This window comes from Austwickia chelonae (assembly GCF_003391095.1).
Taxonomy (GTDB): domain Bacteria; phylum Actinomycetota; class Actinomycetes; order Actinomycetales; family Dermatophilaceae; genus Austwickia; species Austwickia chelonae_A.
Window position 1 is genome coordinate 324,177 of record NZ_CP031447.1, and the last position, 21,900, is coordinate 346,076.

At 65.9% G+C, this 21,900-nt stretch carries 18 protein-coding genes; 7 read left to right on the forward strand and 11 right to left on the reverse strand.

Going from position 1 to position 21,900, the window contains the following annotated elements:
- Positions 1-35 precede the first annotated feature (35 nt).
- Positions 36-692: a class I SAM-dependent methyltransferase gene (locus tag DX923_RS01455; protein ID WP_116112172.1), complete on the forward strand. Its 657-nt coding sequence runs from the start codon at positions 36-38 to the stop codon at positions 690-692.
- Between the two features lie 8 nt (positions 693-700).
- Here the strand turns inward: DX923_RS01455 and DX923_RS16545 are convergent, their stop codons facing one another.
- The 9 genes from DX923_RS16545 to DX923_RS01500 all read right to left on the reverse strand — a co-directional run bounded on the left by DX923_RS16545 (position 701) and on the right by DX923_RS01500 (position 13,292).
- The gene (locus DX923_RS16545) at positions 701-2,050 is read right to left on the reverse strand and encodes an FHA domain-containing protein (protein WP_240322698.1); all 1,350 of its coding nucleotides are present in this window, start codon (positions 2,048-2,050) and stop codon (positions 701-703) included.
- 104 nt (positions 2,051-2,154) lie between these two features.
- Complete coding sequence (locus tag DX923_RS01465; protein WP_116112174.1) at positions 2,155-3,432, reverse strand: VWA domain-containing protein; 1,278 nt, start codon at positions 3,430-3,432, stop codon at positions 2,155-2,157.
- 4 nt (positions 3,433-3,436) lie between these two features.
- Positions 3,437-4,978 (reverse strand): PP2C family protein-serine/threonine phosphatase, encoded by a 1,542-nt coding sequence (locus DX923_RS01470; RefSeq protein WP_116112175.1) that lies wholly within the window; start codon positions 4,976-4,978, stop codon positions 3,437-3,439.
- Positions 4,975-7,272, reverse strand: a complete 2,298-nt coding sequence (locus DX923_RS01475) for a serine/threonine-protein kinase (protein ID WP_116112177.1) — start codon at positions 7,270-7,272, stop codon at positions 4,975-4,977. Before DX923_RS01475 ends, DX923_RS01470 begins: the two co-directional genes overlap by 4 nt.
- On the reverse strand, positions 7,269-8,417 hold the full coding sequence (locus DX923_RS01480) for a hypothetical protein (protein WP_116112179.1): 1,149 nt from the start codon (positions 8,415-8,417) through the stop codon (positions 7,269-7,271). The genes DX923_RS01475 and DX923_RS01480 overlap by 4 nt, the downstream gene beginning before the upstream one ends.
- Complete coding sequence (locus tag DX923_RS01485; RefSeq protein WP_116112180.1) at positions 8,414-9,703, reverse strand: hypothetical protein; 1,290 nt, start codon at positions 9,701-9,703, stop codon at positions 8,414-8,416. The genes DX923_RS01480 and DX923_RS01485 overlap by 4 nt, the downstream gene beginning before the upstream one ends.
- Positions 9,700-11,244: an AAA family ATPase gene (locus DX923_RS01490; RefSeq protein ID WP_116112182.1), complete on the reverse strand. Its 1,545-nt coding sequence runs from the start codon at positions 11,242-11,244 to the stop codon at positions 9,700-9,702. Before DX923_RS01490 ends, DX923_RS01485 begins: the two co-directional genes overlap by 4 nt.
- A 21-nt stretch (positions 11,245-11,265) precedes the next feature.
- Entirely contained in the window at positions 11,266-12,048 is a 783-nt protein-coding gene (locus DX923_RS16450; RefSeq protein WP_205413080.1) for a hypothetical protein, read from the reverse strand.
- A gap of 8 nt (positions 12,049-12,056) precedes the next feature.
- On the reverse strand, positions 12,057-13,292 hold the full coding sequence (locus DX923_RS01500) for a toxic anion resistance protein (RefSeq protein ID WP_116112183.1): 1,236 nt from the start codon (positions 13,290-13,292) through the stop codon (positions 12,057-12,059).
- A gap of 238 nt (positions 13,293-13,530) precedes the next feature.
- Between DX923_RS01500 and DX923_RS01505 the strand changes: the two genes are divergently transcribed.
- The 6 genes from DX923_RS01505 to DX923_RS01530 all read left to right on the forward strand — a co-directional run bounded on the left by DX923_RS01505 (position 13,531) and on the right by DX923_RS01530 (position 19,582).
- Positions 13,531-13,818 (forward strand): hypothetical protein, encoded by a 288-nt coding sequence (locus tag DX923_RS01505; RefSeq protein WP_116112185.1) that lies wholly within the window; start codon positions 13,531-13,533, stop codon positions 13,816-13,818.
- Entirely contained in the window at positions 13,815-15,047 is a 1,233-nt protein-coding gene (locus DX923_RS01510; protein WP_116112187.1) for a hypothetical protein, read from the forward strand. Before DX923_RS01505 ends, DX923_RS01510 begins: the two co-directional genes overlap by 4 nt.
- 159 nt (positions 15,048-15,206) lie before the next feature.
- Positions 15,207-15,764 carry a hypothetical protein gene (locus tag DX923_RS01515; RefSeq protein WP_116112189.1) on the forward strand — a complete coding sequence of 186 codons (558 nt, stop codon included), beginning with the start codon at positions 15,207-15,209 and terminating at the stop codon, positions 15,762-15,764.
- Between the two features lie 108 nt (positions 15,765-15,872).
- Positions 15,873-17,246 (forward strand): AI-2E family transporter, encoded by a 1,374-nt coding sequence (locus DX923_RS01520; protein ID WP_116112190.1) that lies wholly within the window; start codon positions 15,873-15,875, stop codon positions 17,244-17,246.
- 111 nt (positions 17,247-17,357) lie between these two features.
- Positions 17,358-17,774: a hypothetical protein gene (locus tag DX923_RS01525; protein WP_116112192.1), complete on the forward strand. Its 417-nt coding sequence runs from the start codon at positions 17,358-17,360 to the stop codon at positions 17,772-17,774.
- Positions 17,775-18,085: 311 nt separating this feature from the next.
- Positions 18,086-19,582 (forward strand): uracil-xanthine permease family protein, encoded by a 1,497-nt coding sequence (locus DX923_RS01530; RefSeq protein WP_116112193.1) that lies wholly within the window; start codon positions 18,086-18,088, stop codon positions 19,580-19,582.
- Here DX923_RS01530 and DX923_RS01535 read toward each other — a convergent pair.
- The gene (locus DX923_RS01535) at positions 19,579-21,072 is read right to left on the reverse strand and encodes a polysaccharide deacetylase family protein (protein WP_116112195.1); all 1,494 of its coding nucleotides are present in this window, start codon (positions 21,070-21,072) and stop codon (positions 19,579-19,581) included. The two genes, DX923_RS01530 and DX923_RS01535, sit on opposite strands and share 4 nt — an antisense overlap.
- A gap of 214 nt (positions 21,073-21,286) precedes the next feature.
- Positions 21,287-21,892: a CBS domain-containing protein gene (locus tag DX923_RS01540; RefSeq protein ID WP_116112196.1), complete on the reverse strand. Its 606-nt coding sequence runs from the start codon at positions 21,890-21,892 to the stop codon at positions 21,287-21,289.
- Positions 21,893-21,900: the final 8 nt, after the last annotated feature.

The following is a 21,900-nucleotide window of genomic DNA, read 5'->3' on the forward strand; positions in this document are numbered from 1 at the left end:
ACCGCACCCCGGAGACGGAATGGAAGGACGGCGAGATGAAAGCGACCGACTGGGACGAGAGGTACAGCCGAGGGCGCCTGTGGTCAACGGAGGCGAACAGATGGGTCATCCACGAACTCTCCGGGATGCCCCCCGGTAAGGCCGTCGACGTCGCCTGCGGCGAAGGACGCAACAGTCTGTGGCTCGCAGACCAAGGATGGTCGGTCGTCGCCGTCGACTTCTCCCAAGTGGCCCTCGACCGGGGCCACGAGAGCCAGCTACGAGCCCGCGAAGAAGGGCGTGAACTCGACATCCACTGGGTGAACGCCGACATCACCGCCGACGGCGGTTTCCGTGGCCGGTACGACCTCGCCTTGGTCTCCTACGTCCACTTGGAGGCCTACGAACGGACGCCGCTGCTCCGCGCCGCCGCGAGCACCCTCGCGCCGGGCGGGATCCTCCTGGTGGTCGCCCACGACAGTTCGAACCTCGTCGAAGGCCACGGCGGGCCCGATGACCCGGCCCTGCTCTACACCGCACGCGATGTCGCCGACGACCTGCAGGACATGGTCGGCTCAGGCGCGCTCGTCGTGGAACGCGCCGACCGGGTGGCCCGGGAGGTCGAGACCGACGAAGGCACCCGCATTGCCTGGGATGCGCTCTTCCGGGCTCGACGCCCCGACACCACCAAAGGTGAATTCAGCTTCGCCTGAGACCGCCGTCAGCCGAGGCGACCGGTCGCGGCATGATCCGCGGCCGTCGCTCGGCGCACGACCAATCGAGTCCAGGCACCGACGTAGATCCGGTCGTCGTGGGAGACTTCGACCCGCTGGCCTGCAGGAATGGGCTCCTCGGGGAGTGGCCCGCTGGCTTGGCCGACATAGGTACCATTGCTGGACCCCAGGTCTTCCACCCACCAGCGGGTGCCGTCCGTGAAGAATTCCGCATGCCGTCGGCTGACCCCGGAGTCGGTGCCGCACTCGATATCCGGAGAGATCCCGCGACTGGCCGAATAGCGCCCGACCAGAGCGCGATCAGAGATCTGCACGACTTCCGGCAGCCCCGGGGACGGGCAGGACTCGTCGCTCTCTTGGACCTCGTACCAGGAGGAGTCGACCCAGATCTCCACGACCCAGTCCGAGACGGCGGGGCGACGGCGGGGCTCCGCCGGAGCCTTCTCCGGGGCGGCGATGACCGTGATCGGAGTGGTGTCCGGCAGCTCTTCCTCGTTCGCAGCAGGCTGCGGCGGCTCTTCCGGCTCCGGGCGCTGGATCACCGAACGTCGCCGAGGTGGTAGCGGCACTTCAGCGGCGTCGCCCCGGGGCGCGGCTTCGGGCCGGGCCGGTGGCATGCGGCGCTCAGGTGCTGCCGTCTCAGCAGCTTCTTCCGGCTCCGGGCGCTGGATCACCGAACGTCGCCGAGCCACAGAGGCGGCCCGTTCTGCAGACGCCGGGAAAGCCCAACCCGGAGCAGCCTCCGCAGAGATCCTCCGCTCACCTGCGCTCTCCCGCTGCGGCGCGGGGTCCGCGGCTTCCGAAGCCGGTGCGCCCTGGGGCGTCGACTGCGCGGCAGCCGGCGACCGCCGTGGCATCTCGGGTTCTTCCTCCGCAGGCTCCTCGGCGGCCACGGGCGCCGGCTCAGGACGTTCATGACGTGCAGGCCGCTCCACCCGTCCGCCACGGCCTGCCTGTGCGGACCGGATCTGCTCATGGATCGACGGCCGACGCTCCGGAGCCTCCGGCTGATCAGCCTCCGGCTCCGGCCGCTCGATCACGGAAGCACGCTCCGCGCGGCTCACCCACGACCGGGGCTCATCGGCGTCCTCCTGCTCCTGACGTGCCCCAGGCGGAGGACCGAAAGCCCGCTCCACCCGAGTGTCCACCACGGCGAGATCTTCACGCAGCGGGCGCGGGAGGGCCCCCGTCGTGAAGTCATAACCGCAGTGTTCGCAGAACAGGTAGGTAGGACTCCCCGCCTCCTGACAATGCGGACACACCCGTACCTCGGCAGCCGCCTTGGGCTTCTCCTCCGGTGGGCGCGCCCACGAAGGGATGTCCTTCGCGGAAGACATCGGCGCACCACACAGATCGCAATAATCCGTCGCGCGGCTCGCATGGCCTTGGGGACATGTCGCCGTCATCGTCGGAACCCTCGCCGGTCAGGCACTGCAAATCCTCACTTCTTCACCCTCGTCGTCTTGGTGGACGCCGTGTCCAACGCCATCTCGTCGAGCTTGTCGACATCGCGACGCAACCGGATACGCCCGGTGGCAGCGTCGTCGATGTCGACCACCCGCTGCAACCTGCTCGTCGCTGCGGCATCGCCGGTCTGCGCGGCCAACTGCACCGCACGTCCCAGTTTCGCCGTCGCCGTAAAATCGTCGCCGACGGCCTTCGCCGCCAACCCCTGCTGAATAGCCGTCGCCAATTCTGCTTGGCCAGTGAAATGAGCGACCTCCGGGCTGATCTGAGTCGTCAAACCGGCATCACCCGACCACTTGGCCTTCACCAGGCCCTGCGCGGCCATCTGTCCGCCGACCATCAGCTGAACCCGGGAAGCCAACTGCTCCTGGCCGATGGCCTTCGGCGACAGACGTACCGCCACATGGTAGTCACGAGTTTCGTCCCCCCACGCACCAGTCGGATATGCGCCGGTGAGCGGGTTGACGTCACGACGCCTCGCCGTGAGGTCCTCCAAAGTCGGGGACACCTGACGGACGAAGAGCACCTGGGCACCTTGCGGAGCCCAGACATTCAAGGTGACCTCGGCCACCCCACGTCCCATCGACGCTCGCATCAGCGACTCGAATTCCATCGCCATGTCCTCACGGCGCGGAATCAGATCGACCGTTCCCATCAACGCCTGGGAGATGCGGCGCACCTCGTCCACCTGCCATGCCGCGCCCAAACCGCGACAGTCGCACTGGAAACGCCCTCGCACGGCATTGATCGCCCTGGTCAACTGCTCCGGCGCCTCATGCTGGTTCTCCCCGTCGGTCAACAGGATCACGTGGCGTTGCGCCAGAGAGGGGACCGTGTCGAACAGCTGCGCGGCCGCCGACAGCCAGGTTCCCATCGCTGTGCCACCATCGGCACGCAACTGCTCCAGACTCTTCTTCGCAGCCTGCCTGGTCTGCGGGCACATCTTCACCATCGCCGCCGAATACCCGTCCGGGTAACACAGCCGGGCCTGATGGTTCCCCGCCACGATGGCGAACCACACGCCGTCCAAGATCTGGTCCAAGGCCGCCGCAGCCGCATAACGGGCCGCCGCGACTCCGGCCTCCTCCATCGAACGTGAGGTGTCCACCACGATGATCTCGCCGGCGTCCCCTGAACCGGACTGCCCGGCACCGCCGGCCCCGGTGCAGTTGACCGTCACGATGGCATGTACATCCGAGCCGCCCTCGGGCAAGAACTCGTTCTGGAAGACGGACGCGCTGAAATCGGCCATCCCCTTATCCTCTCTCGGTATTCGTCCGTGTCGTCGTGACCGACTGCGAGAGCAGGCTGCGCCCCTCCACCGAATGCCGCCCCGGGCGGGTCACCGGCATCACCATCGTCGGGGCCAGCCCAGCATCGTCGACCCCCGGTGACGGGGCCAGCTCTGCATGCTGACCGTCCCAGGACGACCCCTCCGACTGACCCGGCGCCGGCACCAGGCGAGCCAGGGCCACCGTGATGTTGTCGCTCCCGCCACAGCCGTTCGCCCAGGCCACCAACCCGTGAGCCAAAGCCAATGCTGTCGGGGTGCCCGGGTCGTCGGAACCTCGGGAGCCGGCGGTCCCGGCGATGACTCGACCTGCCTCTGCAGCCCGCAGCGCTTCCCGGTGCACCACCGCCTGCAGCTCCTCCGGCTCCGAGGCGTAATTCCACAAACCGTCCGAACACAGCAGCAACCATCCGGGCGCGCCCACCTGCAAAGGAGTCAACGCGGGCACCTGGTCGGGGCTGTCCTCACCCAACCATCGGGTAATCGTGTGCGCATACGGCCCGGCCTCGGCCTGAGCCCTCGGCACCCCGGACCGGATCTGCTCAGCGGCCCATGAATCGTCGATGGTAAGGAGCTCGGCCGGGTTCCCGTCCGGGATCCAGTACGCGCGGGAGTCACCCACACTGCCGACGACCACGGTCTCCCCTTCGACCGATGCCGCTACCAAGGTGCACGACGGCCCACCCTGCCCCTCGGAGAGGAAAGGCTCCGACATCCTGGCCACCGCCTCGGCCGCTGCGGCACCAGCTTCCTCGACCCGTCGGCCCAGCTCACCCACCGATCCGCCGGGCATCTCCGCGGCGCAGTACGCCCATCCATCGGTGAGCACCTGGACCGCAGCCTCTGCCGCGTCCAAACTGGCCTCGGCCGAGTGCGGTGCGGTCGACACACCGTCGCAGACCACCAAGGACGCCCGCGGCCCGTACGCGCTGCTGGTGCCGTGAACGGCCAACGCATCCTCATTTCCTCGATGCCGGATGCCTCGATCGCAGACCCCGGCCAGCCACGGAGTCACCTCGATCTCGAAATGATGCCGTGGATCCAGGGCCTTGGCACCGCAGTTCTCGCAGTACCCGTCAGGGCTGTAGGAGCCGCGACATTCCCGGCACAGACCCGACGAGCCACCAGGAACCTGCTCGGCGTGTGAGGCGATGCCGCCCAGAACGAGCATGTCGCCCTCCTGCGGCTCCTCCACGGGCTGTTCCACGGTCTCCGCCAGTCCGCCCTCCGCAGCGGTCTCCTCCGGTAACGACCAACGGTCCTCCGCCGGATCCTTCCTGGCCGACCAGGACGACATCGGTAACGGCTCGGTCACCGGCGTCCTGGGCGCGGCATGACGCGGCGGGGGCACCGGCATCGTCGGGATCTCGTCGTCCAGGAAATGCGGTTCCCGCCCCGGCATCGGCCCTGACGACCCGGCCCGCGCAGGCGGTATGACACCGGCCTCGGGCGGCATGAACGCCTCGAACGGGTGGGAACGTTCCGGTCGTCCGGGAGTAGAAGTCATCGCAGGCTCCAAGGTCGAATGGAATTCGCTCGGTCGACGAGCGCGATCCGGGTCTTTTCGTCCGGGGTGAACTGGGCCAGATCCCGCAGATTACGTTCCAGGGCCCGACGAAGGTCCACCACCTTGGCAGGCACCCCGTCGATCTGTACATCCGGCTGGGCCCCCGAGCGTCGCACGATCTCCAAGGCCATCTCCAGTACATCGATCCGGAAGGTCGTCAGCTCCACCCGGTCGGGCGCAGCCAACACCATCGTGTCCATCGCCTCCGACAACGAATGCACGCCCTGCTCGCCGGCCCGGGCCAGCATCTGAGCGCGCAGCCACAAAGCCCGTGGGTGAGCGCGGTTACTGGCCGGGACCTGTTCCAGGACAGTGACCGCCCCGCGCAGATCGTCCGAACCGACCCTCATCCGAGCAAGACCGAAGGCCGACACCGGAACATACGCCGAGTCGGTCCGCAGACACGTCAGATATGCCGACTCCGCGCTGGAATCCTGCCCGTCGAGCTCCGCTGCCAGGGCACCGGCCAATACGGGAGCCAACTCGCCAGGCACTTCGGCGGCCACCGACCCGAAGGCCGCCCGCGCTTGCGGAAGTTCATGCCGGGACAAGGCGTCGAGCCCGATCAGCCACACCGCGCGCCAGTCCCACGGGTCCGCAGCCAGCAGCATGTCGGTGGCCCGGACCACCAGGTCATGGCGCTGCCCTCGGATCCCGGTGCGCGCCTGTTCCAAGAGCACCTCGGCCGACATCGTCGGCGCCTTCGCCAGCTGTTCGTACCGGGTCACCGGCTCCTGGGACTGCACCGTCTGCAACCAACCCGTCATCGGGTCGTCCCCGTCAGGCAGGAGCGCAGGAAGCTCCCACCAGGCGAAATTCTCGTTCTGAGTGACCGGGGCCTCGAAGAAGAGCGAAGCATGTGTCTGGGAAGCCGCCGGAGAGCCCCGCCGATCACGCACGACCCGGCGCAGCACCCCGTCCAGCTGGACCCGCAGCTCCTCCACCGACGTGAATCGGTCGTCCGGGTCGAGAGCACAGGCCTTCGCGACCAACTGGTAGAACGCCGGATATTCCACGAAGGCCGGAACCTGCTGCATCGGTGGCAGCGACGTGGCATAGGTGGTCTGATAGCCGCGGAACTCGGTGGTCAACACCGTCAGTGTCCGCCCGATGGTGTAAATGTCCGAGGCGACCGAAGGACCGGTCTGCGCGATCTCCGGGGCCTGGTAGCCGATCGTGCCGTAGATCGGGGAGTCGAGGTCGTCGATCCGCCGTACCCCGCCCATGTCGATCAGGCGTACCTCGTCACCGGTCTGGATCAGGTTGTCCGGTTTGAAATCGCAGTACAGCAGGTTCCGGTCGTGCAAGTACTGGAAAGCCGGCAGGATCTCCAGGACGTACGCCAAGGCCTGGTCCACCGGGAAGGGGTCATACCGCCCTGCGGAGGACATCCGCTGCTTCAGCAACTCTTTCAGGCTGGTTCCACCGACATACTCCATGACGATGTACCCGGCGTCGTCATGGGTGACGAAGTTGTAGATCTCGACGATCAACGGATGACTGACCGCGGCGAGGAACTCCTGCTCGGCGATCGCCGCCGCCAATGCATCGGGGTCGCCCGCGTTCAGCAGACCCTTCAACACGACCCACCGGTCGGAGACATTCCGGTCCCTGGCCAGGTAGATCCACCCCAGGCCGCCGTGCGCCAGACAGCCCTCCACCTCGTATTGACCGGCGACCAGATCTCCACGGCTCAGCTTCGGACGGAAACTGAAAGGCCTGCGACACTGCGGGCAGAAACCTTCCTCACGTCCAGGGCGTCCGCCATGGGTCCGTCCCACCGGGGCTCCGCAGTAGGAACAGTTCCGTTTCTCCTCGGGGATCATCGGCGAGGCCAGGACAGCCGCCGCCGGATCGGAGACCGGCACGCCGGGCACCGTCGTCAACCCGGCACCCAGCGAAGAAGCCCGCGAACGCAGCGTCGTCCCGAACCGTCGAGTGGCCTTCGTCCCCCGGGCCGAACCGATCAGGATCGACCCGCCTACCGTCGCGGAGGTCCCCGCAGGCGCAGCCGGAGGAAGGGCAGCTGCGGGCGCGCTCGACGGCCCGGGCGGAGCCGGCGGTGACGCAGCGGTCGCAGTATTGGTCATCGTCGACGGACTCACCGATGCCGCTGCCGCAGACGGGCTCGCGGAGGTACCCACCGGGAACTCGGAAGGTTGCTGAGGGGAACCGCAGAAGTCGCAGTAACCGTCGACGTACTTGCCCGTGCAACCGGACTCGGTGCATTTCAACGGCGAGGCTCCCCCCGGCCGGACGTCGGGGCTGCCGCCGCGACATGTGCCTCACAAGCAACGACCAAGGACGCCAACCTGACCAGCTCCACCGGCAAGGTCTTCGCGACCTCCTCCGCACGGGCCTGCAGATAGCGGGCGTCCTCCGACGGCGCACCCTCCGGCCAGGAGGACACCGTCTGCTGACAGGCGGACAACCTCGACAGGAGGGCGTCCCGCCGCTCCAAAGCACCGGCATAGGAACGTTGGCACTGCTCCAGAGCCCGGCCCACCAGCTCCAGCCGGGACAGGTACTCCTTCACTTCCTCCGGCCTGGTCGGCGGGTCGCCCAGTGCCTGAGGGTCAGGAATGCCAAGTCGAGGCGCCGGGGCCACCTGAGACACACAGGACAAGGCGAGCTTGTGCACCGCTTCACTGCGCGAAGCCAGCTCGTCACGTACCTGGGCGGCACGCGCCAGGTCGTACTTCATCTCGGTGCGTCGAGCCGCGCCGACGATCAGATCCCGCTCGGCCAGCGCGGCGTCCGACTCCAACGCGGGCAACGACCCGCCGACGTCAGCACCACGGCGGGCCCGCTCACAGACCTCGGTGGTGCGCTCCTGAAGGGCGTCGTAGACGGCTTGCACGCCGGGACGGGCAGCAGGAGGGACCAAGGAGATCTGGTCGCGGATGCGTTCGACGGAGGCCCGCAAGGAACGCAGCCGGATATCGACGTCAGGCTCGGAACCAGCCAGACGTAACCGGCCCCGTAACGAGGAGGCCAACGAATCGGACAACCGGCAGGCCTCGGGCAAGGACACCGACAGCGCCGAACCCGAGGACGCCGACATGTCGAGGCTGCCCCAGATCAACGTGGTCAGGCGCCGACGGTCCTGCTCCAGCAGGCGGCCGGAGTCCCAGGAGTTCGTCAGCAGGGTGTACCGGTCAGACACCGCCTTCCACAAAGTCATCGAGAGCAGGACGTCACCGGTGTGATTGTCTCGCTCGGAGGCATGCATCGAGGCTTCGTCCAGGGCGTCCAATTCGCCCCTGCGGCGCTCGATCCACTCCCCGAGCTGCTTGATGTACGAAAGGAGCTCCTGCGGTTCGACATCCTCGCCCAGGCTGCCTGGGGCGTGAGGGGCGACAGCGAACTGAGTTTTCATCGATACTCTCCGAGACGACGTCCGATACCGGACCACGCGATGGCACCCGCCACCAAGGACACTCCGAACAGCCCGAAACCGAACAGGGCGTGAGGACGGGGGTTGTTCTTCCCCGCTTCCCAAGACAAGGTGGCCACCCGGCTGCCGAAGTTCTGAGCAGCGTCGATCCTGCGCTGCACCAACCGTTGACGTTCCGTGCTCGACGACAACTGTTCCGCACTCAACGCGTCCTGGCTGAAAGCAGCCCAGGCCGACCCGGCCTGGTTTCTCCACTGCATCGGAACCTTGCCCACGGCGTCCTGGCCCTTGGTGATCTGATCGGATGCAGACTGTTTCGCCGATGACCCCCCACCGGACAACAGCACTGAGGATTCAGCCTGGACCGATACCGCGGCAGCCTCCTTGACCTCGGCCAGCCGATCGACCGCCTCGGCGGTTCCGGACCCGGACAAGGACTGCATGCACCCGGCCATCACCGTCCCGGTCAGGACGATGGCACCCACCAGGCCCGGGTTGATCACCCGCCGTGTCTTACGGGACAACCACACGGAGACGCCCAGCAGAGCGATCACGCCTGTCGACCCGGCGATCAGTACCCGCTCGATGCCGTCGGCAGCTCGAGCCGCAGGGACCCGTTTCAACACATTCGTCGCTTCGACGAAAGGCGTCTCGGGGGCTTTCAAAGCTGAACCCGCCCCTTGGCCGCTGCGCTGCGACCATGCCGTCTCCACCTCGTGGTGGCGACGCACCATCTGCTTGTTCACCGCGTACAGCTCCGAAGCACGGTCCGGGTACAACAAGGCTGCGCGACCGATCTGCTCACTGACGTCCTTGAACGCCTCGGTCGCGGGCTCGAGCGACCCACCCCCCGGGGAGGTGGCCACCGCAGCCCGCGCCTCGTACAGCGCGATCCCGTGGCGCAGATCCGCATAGGTCTGGGTCGGGGAAGCCACCGGAGCACCCGCAGCACCAGCGATGTCGACCATGCCGACCAGCCCGGGCAAGATGCAGGCAGCCGCAGCCAACACCCCGGCGATCCGCAACTGTGCGGGCGTCGAGGACGTGTCCACCCAGCGACCTCGCCGTGGACGGGCGACGGTCTTCGCCGGCCCTTTGGCCGGGGAGGACTGGGCGAGAGCCGTCGACTCCTCACCGGAAGACGGTTCATGGCCGACCGGAACGGTCGAGTTCACCGGGACGCTGGCTTGCCCCGGGCTGGGCCGAGTGACCCAGTGCGGTTGTCCAGAATGTACCGGGGGCAAGGGGGGAGGGGGCGGCGCGCTCATCCGAGTTCTCCTTGACCTGACCTGACGTCGACCTCGCCGTCCGTCGCCGGGGGAAGATCGTTGTCAGGGCGGTCTTCCAGGTCTGATCGCTCCAGGGTACGCAGTTCGGCCAGGGTCGGCTCCGCCACGTCGCGTAACCGCCAGGCATGTCGACCGATGGCTGCTTCCAACGTATTTCTCGCGAAACGTCCGTTGCCGAATCCGCTGCTTCGAGGAGTGGCTGCCAGGATCTCCCGGAAACGGGTCAGCGCCTGCTCGGTGAGGTCGTAGTCATTTCGGTCGGCCAGATCGCCCAGGATGCCGACGATCTCGTCGTCGTCATAGTCGGCGAAGGTGATCGTCGTCCGGAAACGACTGGACAATCCGGGATTGGACGCGATGAACTCCGCCATCGGGTCGGGATAACCGGCCACGATCACGACGAGATCCTCCCGGTGGTCCTCCATCTCCTTCACCAGGGTGTCCACGGCCTCCTGCGCGTACTGATCTCCCTTGAGGGTGTAGGCCTCGTCGATGAAGAGCACCCCGCCCAAGGCCGATTCGACCACCGCCGTCGTTTTCTGCGCGGTCTGCCCCAGATAACCGGCGACCAACTCTGAACGGTCCACTTCCACGAGCTGCCCGGTGCTGAGCAGACCCATCGCCCGATAAATGCCACCCACCAGACGGGCCACCGTCGTCTTGCCCGTACCCGGATTACCGACGAACACCAGGTGACGGGTCAACGCCGCCGAACGCAGACCGGCACGTTCCCGCTTGGCCTCCACAGCCAGCAAGGCGACCTGCCGGTGGACCTCCCGCTTCACATCGGCCAAGCCGATCAGCGCATCCAATTCGCCCAACAGCTCGTCCAGCGAACGCTCCGGTGGCGTCGGCTGCTCCTCCTCCGGTGCCGCCTCGCCGGGGGACTCCGGCGCCACTGAGGCCACGGAAGAGTCCACGACGTGTCCATTCGGCAGCGAAGGCACCGGAGGGAAAGGACCGGAGGCCCCCAGCCCGCGGGTCACCGCATCGAGCTGCTCCTGTACCCGACGTGCATCGGCCAACATCTGGTCATGGGACGGAGAACTCCCGCCCGAGAACAGCGACGGCATACCGGGAGAGCTCACCTCGGGGAAGACACCTGCCGTCAACGCCGAGGTCTGCGCGGCGCGCAAGGCCTCAACCCGTGACCTGGCCACCGGAGGTGCTCCCTCCAATACGCTCGCCGTGTGCGCCACCTGGGTCAAAGCTCGCAGGTAGACAGCCGCTGTTGCGGGATCCTGCCCCGCCAACAGGGAGAGCGTCGGCGTGGCACCGGACAGAAAACGCCGCCCCCGAGGTGCTTGCTCGAAGAAGACACCGACCGACGCCCCGACCTGATCGGCCCACGCGTGAGGTGCTCGGCTGGGGCCGCCGGTCTCCACGATCGCAGCACTCAGCGCAAGTGCCTCGGAGCGAGCCTGTCCTGCGGTGATCCCGGCCTCATCACCCACTTTCACGAGGCGGTCGATGGCGTCTGCCAGGGTGCCGTCCGACGTGGGGTTCGCCGGGTCGGTCATGGTGTTCTCCTTGTGTCCCGGTCAGGACCACGATGGTGGTGCCAACCTGGGTGGTTCATCGGTGTCTGAGCCCCGCGACGGAGGAAAGGACCGCGCGGCGGGCTGTTCCGGAGGCCATCTTCGGGGCGCCATCTGCCGCGGTGGAGCGGGCGCCTGCCGTTGCGGAGCATCCTCGGTTGCCGGGCGCTGTTCGGCGGGCGCGACATGCTCGATCGGTGGCGTTTCCTGGTCGTGGTGCGGAGATGCCGGGCCTGAATCTACGGCCATCCCGGGCATTTGAGGTACGGGGAGCTCTCCGCGCGTGTCGAGCGCGCCACCGGAGGATCCATGACCGAACTTCTCGGCGAGGAATCGTCCGTGGGCGACCAGCGCAGTCGCATCGTCTCGGCAGACGGCGTCGAAGACCTGATCCATGGTGGCTGCCAGGAGGTCGAGCTGGTCGATCAGCACCATCAGCGAGGTGCGTCCGGCGTCGACCGGACGGGAATCGGCGAAACGCCGAGGAAGCCGCAGATAACCGTTCAACGCCTCGGGCAGGTAGTCGGTGGCGGTGGCCACCACCGAGTAGGCGCTGCTGCTTCCACGGATCTGGTCGAGCCGGGGAATGGTGTCGTGCACGACACCGAGCACCCGTTCGACCCGGGCGGTCACACAACTGGGCACAGCCTCCCCGGCCACCATCGCAGCGACCTGGTCCAGGGACACGTACAGGTCGTCCCTGGTGGGAGCCGCGGGCATCGTCTCCTCAGGTTCGGCGGACTCAGGTCCGCCACCGAACTTCGACAAGAAATTTCCGAAAGCCATCGTCGTCCTCAGCGGTGGCTGGGTCCGCTGATGTCCAGCGCACCCTGACCGACACGGCGGTCATGTTGGCGGACCCGTTCCAGGTAGGAATGGGATTTGGCGACCTCCGTCTCGAGGACTCCAATGGTGCTGGCCATCGAATCCAGCGCTTCGATACGGAAGGTGTCGATGGCGTCCATCGTCTGGTAGATGTTCGCGAAGGAGGCCTGGAGCTGAGGCAGACCGATGGTCGACGAGGCCGCCTGCTCCTGGATACGCACCGAATTGTCACGCAGCATGACCGACGTCGACTCGATCAGGTTGCTGGTGGTCTGGTTCAACGCAGAGATCTGCTCCAGCACGACCTGCTGGTTGTTCAACGCCTGCGCCACGATCACCGCAGTACGCAAGGCCGACACGGTGGTCGTCGCCGCGCGGTCGACGCCCTTGATCAGCTCCAGGTTGTTCTTGATGATGATGTCGATGGCCAGGTAGTTCTGGATCGACACAGCCAGCTGGGTGAGCAGGTCCTGGTGCTTCTGCCGAACGTAGAAGAGCACGTCCTGCCGCAGGGCCTTGGCCTTCTCCGGGTCGGTCGCGTCGAGCTCCGAGGCCTGAGCGGACAGCTTCGCATCGAGCCGTTCAGCGATGTACACGTACTGGTTGAGCCGCCCCATCATGGTCCACAGCTGCTGCTTCTCCATGTTGAGCGCCGCATTGTCCCGAGCCAGTTCGTCCTGGCCGCTCCGCAGGGCGTGCAGGATTCCCTCGAGATGGGACTGCGCGGACTCGTACTTACGGAAGTAGTCGGTCAGCTTGTTCCCGAAGGGGATCATGCCGAACACCTTCTTGGCGCCCTTGGCCTGCCCCGGATCCAGGTCCTCCACGGTACGTCGCAGGTCGACGAGAGTCTGGCCGACCTTCGATCCCTGGGACACCCCGCCCTCTTTCAGGGCACGCACCGGTGACTGCAACAGCCGGTTGGAGGTCTCGGCAGCTTCTCGGATGTCGCGATCACCCATCGTGCGGATCTCGGAGGCCTTGGCCTCGAACTCGGGAGACTTTCCCGGAACGGCCTCCAGGCTTTTCATGAAGCTCTCGACCTTCTGATCGAGCTGCGGCGCGACCGCAGGGTCGACGGCGGGCGCCATCTTCGGCGCAGCGGTCGCCGGCACCACGGCCGGTGGGGCCGGTGCTTCCAAGACGAGCGTCGGTTCTGGCATCGCGGCGGACATGCCGGGTGGCGGCTGCAATGGCTGAGTCATGTGGTCTCCATCCTCCTTGTGCATCCGGGTGGGCTACGACGCCGCCCCCCGATGACCCGGACGTCTTGCCCATTCAATCCGTTCCCTGGGCTGCGGTCCACCGACATCCACATCCTCGGACTCCTCGACTCGGCAGGAAGCCACCTGTGGACCGTGAATAACGACTACTCACCGAGGACATCAGGATGATCCGGCCCGGTTCCGGGCAGTCCAGGACAACCCGGGTGGAGACGACACGATGACATCTTCCGGCGCAGTGGTGAACGAGATGGCCCAGCGGGTGCTCCGTCATGCTCTCGAAGAGATCCACTCGGCCGGTGCCCGCGCCGAAGGTCTTGTCCAGGAAATCGATCGGGCCCGAAGACTCCTCGAAATCTCCGTAGCGCAGACGCAGTGGCGGTCGGCGGCAGGGGCGAAATGCCGTCACGAGGCCGAGGAGATCCAACGGGAGCTGTCCCGGGTCGTCGACGAATGCTCCCAGGCGGTCGACGTCCTGCGTTCCTTCGAGACGAGACGCCTGCGATGAGCGAGATAGAGATCCACGGTGGGATCGATGTCGACGTCGACGACCTGTACGCCTTCGCCGGGACATGCCGTGAGATTTCCGAATCCCTGACCTCGGCGCTGACAGGTCTGCTCCTGGCGGAGTCCGAGGTCGTCGCGGCCACGGCGACGTTGGCGGCCGTCGAACCCGGCCGGGCCTTGCACGCCCTGTCCACGATGTCGGTGGCCCCGTTGGCTCTCGGGTTGGTGGCGGCCCGGGTCGCCTCATTGGGGGCGAGGGTCACTCGCGCAGCAGAGTCCTATTCGCAGGAGGAGCGTGGCCTGGCGGGGATGATGTCGGGCTTGGCATCCGTCGGGTCCTTCTTCTTCCCTGCCGGACCTCAGGGTCCTTACCGGTCGGCGAATCCGTCCTCCTGGCAGGAGGACGGGGTGATCAGGCCGTTGTCCCGGTTCTGGTGGGATCCCCGTGAGGTTCGGAGCGGCCCGGCCGAGGAGCTCGGCGGGGGCGAGGCGCCTGCGGGGGTCGCCGGGTTGGTGTCCTTGGTCGGTGGCCGTTGGGCGGACAAAGCGGTGAACGACCCTCCGTCGGGACGGGTCGATGTGACGAAGGTGACGACGACAGATCCCGACGGGCGTTCGCAGGATTCGTACGTGGTCTCGTTGTGGGGGACCTCCAGCTGGGCCGTCGCACCTTTCCACCTGTTCTCGGACGATGTTCGTGGCGTGAAATCGAATCTTCAGCTGGTGTCGGGAGACCGAACGGCGGAGGTTGCGGCTTTGCCGTCGGTCCTGACGAAGGCCGGTGTTCCGGCGGGGGCACGGGTCGCTTTGGTCGGGCACAGCCAAGGGGGTATGACGGCCTATGCCGCTGCTGGTGATCCGGTGATGAGATCCAGATATGACGTCAGCCACGTGGTGACGGCAGGTTCCCCGGTGGGGACGATGGCCGCGCCCCGGGGTGTCCGGGTGCTCTCGTTGGAGAACCGGGGTGATCCTGTCCCGACGTTGGAGGGACGGACGAATCCGGACGGTGCCTTGCGTACCACGGTTCGGTTCACCGGGACGAAATCGGGAGTGGGCGGGCATGACCTCGACCAGTATGTGAGCGGGGCGTCCAAGGTCGATGCGTCAACAGATCCTCGTCTGCGTGCTTTCACTGATTCCTTGCAGGAGAAGGGGTTCATCAACCGGCCGGGTGGTTCGGTCTCAGCTCGGTTGACCAGGGTGGAAATGCGTTTGGAGGCTCGTTGAGCGCGCGGATGGTCCTGTGGGGAGCCTTCTTCCGCTATGCCTTGGCATCGCTGACGGAGGTTTCTGGTCCGCCTGGGCGATTCTGCACCGAGTGGGATTCGTCGCGCCGAACGTGACATGCTGGGGTTTTCCCTGAGTCCCTACACAGGAGCCTTGCACATGCCGTCGAGGAGTTCTCAGAAGGTTGTCCGTTTCCGCGCGCCGCGTCTGGTCTGGACAGCGGCATTGCTGACTGCGGTATGTCTGGCCGGTTCCTCTTGTTCGTCCGGCGACTCCTCGTCCTCGTCGAACACCTCGGCTCCGAAACTGGCCGCCGGAGACTCTCAGAGCACTCCGCCCACAGGCTCGGGCGCTTCGATCGGCGGGATCAACCCGACGACTCCGCCTCCGATCACTGCGACCGGAGCTTCGCAGGTGAAGGTGGCCTGTCGGGAGATCTACCCTGCGGTCATCGAAGTGGTCAGCGCCTGGAACAACGCCAACTCCAAGGATGACGCAGCGTCGTTGAAGAAGGCGGCAGATAGTCTGGTCGAGGCCGCCGAAGGGGTTGACGGGGTGGCCAAGAACAGCGGTGACGAGCAGGTGATCAAGCTGACTGCGGCGGTGAGCGTGCAGCTCAAGAAGATCAGCGCCGACTACAAAGCCGAGAAGGACGTGAACGGTGCCCCGTTGAAGGCTGCCGCTGACGCTTTGTGGAAACACTGTCAGAACACCTGATCCTCGGTCTTTCCCCGGTTGTTCTTTCCAGAGGAAGAAAAGCGGGAAGAAATGGACTCGTCGCTCGTGAGGGCTGCCGTTTCTATCTCGTGCACGTAACGTGGGGCCGTGGACGTCGGGGAGATGGCGAACAAGGTTCGTGGCGCAAAGTGGCCCTCCTTTCTGCGACGTCATGAGGAAACAGCCGGAACTGAGCCGCAGACAGCTCAGCCCGATTCTGAAGGGGCCTTGCGTGCAGCCTCGTTGATGGCGTGGCGGCTGCTGGTTCTCATCGCTTTTCTCTACGTACTGATCCTGTTGTTGAACAAGATCAGCCTGGTCACGATCACCATCACCGTCGCTGTGATGATCAGTGCCGTTCTGCGGCCTCTTGTCGATGGGGCGGTGCGTTGTCGTCTGCCTCGGTGGCTGGCCGCTCCTGTCGTCTTCCTGCTGGGCGTGGGCCTGATCAGCGTGGCCATGTGGTTCGTGATCACCCAGATCACCAACAACCTGGACAGCATGGCGCTGCGGTTGAACGAGGCAGGTCAGGCGATTTTGTCCTGGCTGCAGTACGGCCCGGCACACATGTCTCCGGAACAGTTCAACCAGCTGTCGAAACAGCTGACCGACCAGTTGTCGAATGCGCGTGGGGACATAGCGTCGGGGGCCTTGGCCACGGCGAACAGCCTGATGACTTTCCTCACCGGGTCGATTCTGTGCCTGTTCGCGGTGCTCTTCCTGCTGCTCGACGACGGACAGATCTGGCGGTGGGTCGTCGGGCTGTTCCCGGTGCGAGAACATCACCGGGTGCAGGTCGGCGGAGCGGTCGCCTGGCGCACACTGGTGGCCTATATGCGCAGCACCATCATCCTGGCGTTGATCAATGCGCTGACGATGGTGCCGATCATGATGTTTGCGCAGATGGACTTGGTCGTGCCGTTGGCGGTGATGCTCTTCCTGGGGTCGCTGATCCCGATGATCGGGATGCTGTTGGCCGGGGCGGTGCTCATGCTGATGACCCTGGTGCTCAAAGGAGCTGTGACCGCTCTGGCCATGGGGGTGGCGCTCTTCCTGGTCATTCAGCTGGAAGGGAACCTGCTGAATCCGTACATCCTCGGTAAAGCGGTGCAGATCCACCCTCTGGCTATTTTGGCGACGGTCACCGGCGGGGCGATGGTGGGTGGCGCCTTTGGGGCTTTTGTTGCCGTTCCTCTGGTCGCCATCGTGAACAACGTGGTGAAGGCGGTATCGGCCTTGCCCGCCCCTGACCCGGCCCATGTGGCGGTCGGGGTCCGTGTCGATGTGGCCGCTGGCGTCACAGACGAGGCGGCGACGCCGGGCTCTCCGGCCGCGACCGTCCTGTCGGTCGTCGATGGCCCCGGTGCTGCCTGGGGAGAGGGCCGCGAAGGGACCGTCCGCGAGGCGGGTGCTGTCGTGGAAGAAGGGGTCCCCGGGCCAGCCGGTGAGGCCGGGCCGGTCGCCGGTGAGGCTGCCCGTTGAGCGCCGAAGCGGAAGTCGGCTGTACCAACTGTGGCTCAATGCTTTAGCTGGCTGCTGCACTGCCGATGGGGGGTGCGACTTCTTCCCCAGGAGGCTTGAAAGGAGCCCGCCATGACCTCGCACGGTCTGTCTCCCCTTTTGCGGGCGGCCTCGGCAGCGATCGGCGCACCGATCATGGGGGATCTGCGCTGGCTGTACGCCGGTCCGCGCGATCTCGACGCTCTGACCGTCTCGGATCGGGAACTCATCAGCGTGGTGACCGGGGAAACCTTCCCCGAGCGGGTCGAGGGACTCGGTGTCCGGGTGAGCTTCTTCACTCTGCAATTGGCCTTGGACCGGTTGTCCGGTCTCTTGAAAGACGGTCAGGACGTCAGCATCTCCTACATGGAGAAGGTCTACACCGCCTACGAGGAGAACTGCCCGGAAGGTAATCCCTACTCGGGGGATCTGCTCGACTTGGCTCTGGCTTATCTCGTGGGTCGTGACCTGGCTCGTCAGGACGAAGCTCCTGGCACCCTGGTCGCCTAAGACGCCAGCATCGCCGTTTCGATCGTCCGGTATGCGGGCTGCGCCGATCCTGGATCGGCAGCGTCCGGGCGAGGTCTCCGGCGATGTGATGGGCACGCCGACGGGGTCGGGTGTTCTCTCGGGGGGATCACCCGGCACCGCCGGTCGTTCTTGGGTTTGTTTCTGGGATAGCTTCGAGCTGAAGCATTCCCAGCTTCCTGTGGGGGAGTCTTCCCGGTGCGGGAGGACTCCCGGCGAAGACCGGACAAAACCTCCATTAGGCTTGGTCCGGTCGGGACACCCCCGGCCGTTCGCACGGCCTGGAGGGACCTATGGCATTGGGTTGGGCACTGCACGGAGATGGGCGGACCATCGGTCCTGACGACATCGTCGGCCCTGGTGAGAGGCTCACCTGGGGGCGCACCATCGGCTTGGGCATGCAACATGTGGTGGCGATGTTCGGAGCCACCTTCGTGTTCCCCGTGGTGATGGGGCTCAACCCGCAATTGGCCATCATGATGAGCGGCTTCGCGACCCTGTGCTTCCTGGTCGCGCTGAAAGGCCGGGTCCCCAGCTATCTGGGATCATCGGCCAGTTTCGTCGGGGGAGCGGTGGCCATCCACCAGCTCGGCGGTACTCCGCAGCAGGTCTCCGGAGCGGTGTTGATCGCCGGAGTCGTGCTCGCCCTGATCGGTCTGTTCATTCACATCGCCGGAGCTTCTGCGCTGACCAAGGTGCTGCCGCCGGTCGTCACCGGTGCCGTGGTCATGCTGATCGGATTCAATCTGGCTCCTGTCGTCGCCAAGATCTACTGGCCGCAGGATCAGATCGTGGCCTTCGTCGTCATGTTGGCGGTCATCGCCATGAGTGTGGGCCTGCGGGGTTTCCTCGGCCGGGTGTCCATCGCGCTGGCATTGCTCTTCGGTTATCTTCTCTCCGCGGCGCTCGACCGGGTCCTCGGGCCGATCACCTCCTTCAACCCCGTGACCAAGGTGGTCGACACCCACCTCCGGGTCGACTGGTCCGCGGTGGCTGAAGCCCCGTGGTGGGGTTTCCCGCCGGCCACCGATGCCGCTTCCGGGGTGGTCGGCTGGCATCTGCCTCAGTTCTCACTGACCTACGTCCTCATCGTGCTTCCTGCCGTGATCGCCCTGGTGGCGGAGAACGTCGGGCATGTGAAGGCCGTCGCCGAGATGACCGGGCAGGATCTCGACGACGTGATGGGCAAGGCGATCGCTACCGACGGACTGACCTCCGTGGTCGCCACCGCTGTGGGAGGAGCGCCGACGACCACCTATGCGGAGAACATCGGGGTGATGGCGGCAACCCGCATCTATTCCACCGCGGCCTATCTCGTGGCGGCGTTGACTGCGATCGGTTTCGGGTTCAGTCCGAAGTTCGGGGCGATCGTCTCGGCGACCCCTGGAGGTGTGCTCGGCGGAATCACCGTGGTGCTCTACGGCATGATCGGGCTTCTCGGTGCGAAGATCTGGAAGGAGAACCATGTCGACTTCTCCACCCCGCTCAACCTGGTTCCGGTCGCGGCGGGCATCATCATCGCGATCGGTGATGTGACTCTCTCCCTCGGGCCGGTCGACGTCGGCGGAGTGCACTTCGGACAGTTCACGCTGACCGGTATCGCCCTGGGCACCATCGTGACCGTCGGCACCTATCACCTGGCGCGGGCTGTGGCTCCGGCAGACATGATCGCGCGGGCTGATGGCACCGGGATGATCGTCACCCGGCCCGGACTGGACGAGGTCGAGGGACTGGAGAAGGTGCAGGGCCACCGGCATCCGGTGTCCCCGCGCCCTCGCTCAGGCGACTAACGGATGTTGCCGCGGGAGAAGTAGGCCTTCCCCGGTGTGGGTTTGCCGAGCAGCTGCTCCACCGTGACCAGGGTGAATCCGCGGGACTTCAAACCCTCGATGATCTTCGGGACGGCTTCGGCGGTGGTGGGCCGGGTGTCGTGCATCAGGATGATGCTGCCCGGCTTCGCTCCGTCCAGAGCGCGTTTGGTGGTGGTGGCGACACTGCGGTTCTTCCAGTCCTCGGTGTCGACATCCCACAACATGATCGGGTACCCCAGGTTGCGGGTCGTCGGGTTGTACGAACCGTACGGAGGACGCATAGTCGTGGGCTTCTTGCCCAGCAGCGGGGCGAGCGCGTCCTCCGTCCGCTTGAGCTCGTTGCGCTGCTGCTCAGGTGAGAGCAGAGCAAGGTTGCGGTGGCTCCAGGTGTGGTTACCCACCGACATACCCAAGGAAGCAGCGCGACGCACCGTATGCGGGGCGCGAGAGACACTCTGGCCCAGCATGTAGAAGGTGCCGGGAACATTCGCCGAGGACAAGGAGTCGAGGATCTTCTCGGTCTCCGGACTGGGGCCGTCGTCGAAGGTCAACGCGACGCATTTGGCTGTGGCGCAGTCGACCTGTGGGTAGCTCTTCGTGGTCGACGGTGCGGGAGAAGGTGACTGGGACGTCGACTTTTCTGCCGGTTTTGGCTGCTCCTTCGGCTTCTCCGCAGCGTAGGTCGAGGGGCGACCAGCTGAGTCGCGGATCGTACGGCCTCTGTCGCTGAGCAGCTTCTCCGCCTTGTCGCGGGGGATGGTGATCGTAGCGTTGTCGTCTTCCAGAGAAGCAGAAGGCTCCGTCCCCGGCGTCAGCACCAGGTCGCCTTTTTTGGTGAACCAGATGTCACCGAGGAGCTGCTCCTGGGGAAACTTCGCCGCGTCGACCTTCGCCCCGGATCTCTTGATCTGATCGATGGCCAGTTCGGCGATTTCCTTGCGGCCGTCATCGGTCAACAGGTCAGGGGACGTCCACACCTGGCCGGAGGCAGCATCGGAGTACCAGATCTGGTGGAAGACCACCGTGTCGTTCTCGGTGGAGTGTTGAGACTCGGCGCGCACTCCGAGAAGAGTGCCGTCGGCGAGAACCGGTACGGCGAAACCGGATAGTTCGGTCGGGGACTCAGCGCGGGACGGAGCGTCCGCGAGGAACTTCTTGGAGCGGGACGAAGCCCACTCGGACACGGTTTCATTGAGCTTGGGAGCTCCAGGGATGTCCGGCCACATGATGAAGACCGGGGCCGCAGGGTCGTTGTTCGACAACTCCTTGGTGGTGGCGCCAGGGATGTTGAGCGATTCCGGGCCTGCGGACCATTCGATCTTCTCCGAGGGGACCGAGACGGCAGCAGCTCTCTGCACGCTCGGCGCGTCGGTGGACGATTCGCCGAGTGAGCACCCACTTGCTGCGAGGACAGTGACCAGCGAGAGTGTGCAGGCGCGGTGGGCAAGGGAAGCACGGCGATGAGACATGACGGGGACCTTATCGTCCGGGCCAGGGCAACCAGGAAGAGCCCCTGGAAAGATGATCGCCGTTCTCGATCGGCTGTGAACAGCCAGATGTGACCAAAACACGGGGAGTCGTCGGCGCACGGAAAGGCTGACGAACCTCAATGAGGTTCAGCCTGGCTGAAGCTCACGAAATCCGGTGGCCGGGCGCCTACTGCGCCCAGCCACCGGAACCAGATCAGGAATTCGTGACGCCGTCCAGCACGACATGCACCCGACGCACACCCAACACCGACCGGGAGATGGCGACCGCGACATCGCGCTCCACGGCACTGCCCGCGCCACGGACCTCGACGACACCGTGCTCCACGGTGATCCGCCAGTGATCCTGCCCGTAGTCGTGGAAAGCCGACACCAACTCGTCCAGCAGGTCCTCATCGGACCGCCACAACGCACGCACCACGTCGCTACGGCTGACCACGCCCACCAAATCACCCTCACGGACCACCGGAAGACTCTTGAACGAGGTATGCGTGAACAGATCGATCAGATCGGACACATCAGCGCCCTCAGTGGTGGTCCGCGGGTCCGTCGTCATGATCTCCGCGACCGTCTTCGGCAACGGCTCGCTCTCGGCCAACGGAGTTGCATGAGCGCGAGCATCAGGCTCCACCGCACGACGCAGGACATCGATCTCGGAGAGGACACCGACGACCTTGTTGCCGGCGTCGACCACCGGCACCGCGGTGATACGGCGTTCGGCGAGGAGCTGGAGTGCCTCGTTGAGGTCAGCATCGGCGTGAATGCTGAAAGCCGGGGCGGTCATGATCTCGCGGACGAGCATCGGTGCGA

Coding starts and splice junctions, on each gene's coding strand:
- DX923_RS01455 (WP_116112172.1), top strand. CDS start 36: ATGAAAGCGACCGACTGGGACGAGAGGTACAGCCGAGGGCGCCTGTGG.
- DX923_RS16545 (WP_240322698.1), bottom strand. CDS start 2,050: ATGTCTTCCGCGAAGGACATCCCTTCGTGGGCGCGCCCACCGGAGGAG.
- DX923_RS01465 (WP_116112174.1), bottom strand. CDS start 3,432: ATGGCCGATTTCAGCGCGTCCGTCTTCCAGAACGAGTTCTTGCCCGAG.
- DX923_RS01470 (WP_116112175.1), bottom strand. CDS start 4,978: ATGACTTCTACTCCCGGACGACCGGAACGTTCCCACCCGTTCGAGGCG.
- DX923_RS01480 (WP_116112179.1), bottom strand. CDS start 8,417: ATGAAAACTCAGTTCGCTGTCGCCCCTCACGCCCCAGGCAGCCTGGGC.
- DX923_RS01485 (WP_116112180.1), bottom strand. CDS start 9,703: ATGAGCGCGCCGCCCCCTCCCCCCTTGCCCCCGGTACATTCTGGACAA.
- DX923_RS01490 (WP_116112182.1), bottom strand. CDS start 11,244: ATGACCGACCCGGCGAACCCCACGTCGGACGGCACCCTGGCAGACGCC.
- DX923_RS16450 (WP_205413080.1), bottom strand. CDS start 12,048: ATGGCTTTCGGAAATTTCTTGTCGAAGTTCGGTGGCGGACCTGAGTCC.
- DX923_RS01500 (WP_116112183.1), bottom strand. CDS start 13,292: ATGACTCAGCCATTGCAGCCGCCACCCGGCATGTCCGCCGCGATGCCA.
- DX923_RS01505 (WP_116112185.1), top strand. CDS start 13,531: ATGACATCTTCCGGCGCAGTGGTGAACGAGATGGCCCAGCGGGTGCTC.
- DX923_RS01510 (WP_116112187.1), top strand. CDS start 13,815: ATGAGCGAGATAGAGATCCACGGTGGGATCGATGTCGACGTCGACGAC.
- DX923_RS01515 (WP_116112189.1), top strand. CDS start 15,207: ATGCCGTCGAGGAGTTCTCAGAAGGTTGTCCGTTTCCGCGCGCCGCGT.
- DX923_RS01525 (WP_116112192.1), top strand. CDS start 17,358: ATGACCTCGCACGGTCTGTCTCCCCTTTTGCGGGCGGCCTCGGCAGCG.
- DX923_RS01530 (WP_116112193.1), top strand. CDS start 18,086: ATGGCATTGGGTTGGGCACTGCACGGAGATGGGCGGACCATCGGTCCT.
- DX923_RS01535 (WP_116112195.1), bottom strand. CDS start 21,072: ATGTCTCATCGCCGTGCTTCCCTTGCCCACCGCGCCTGCACACTCTCG.
- DX923_RS01540 (WP_116112196.1), bottom strand. CDS start 21,892: ATGCTCGTCCGCGAGATCATGACCGCCCCGGCTTTCAGCATTCACGCC.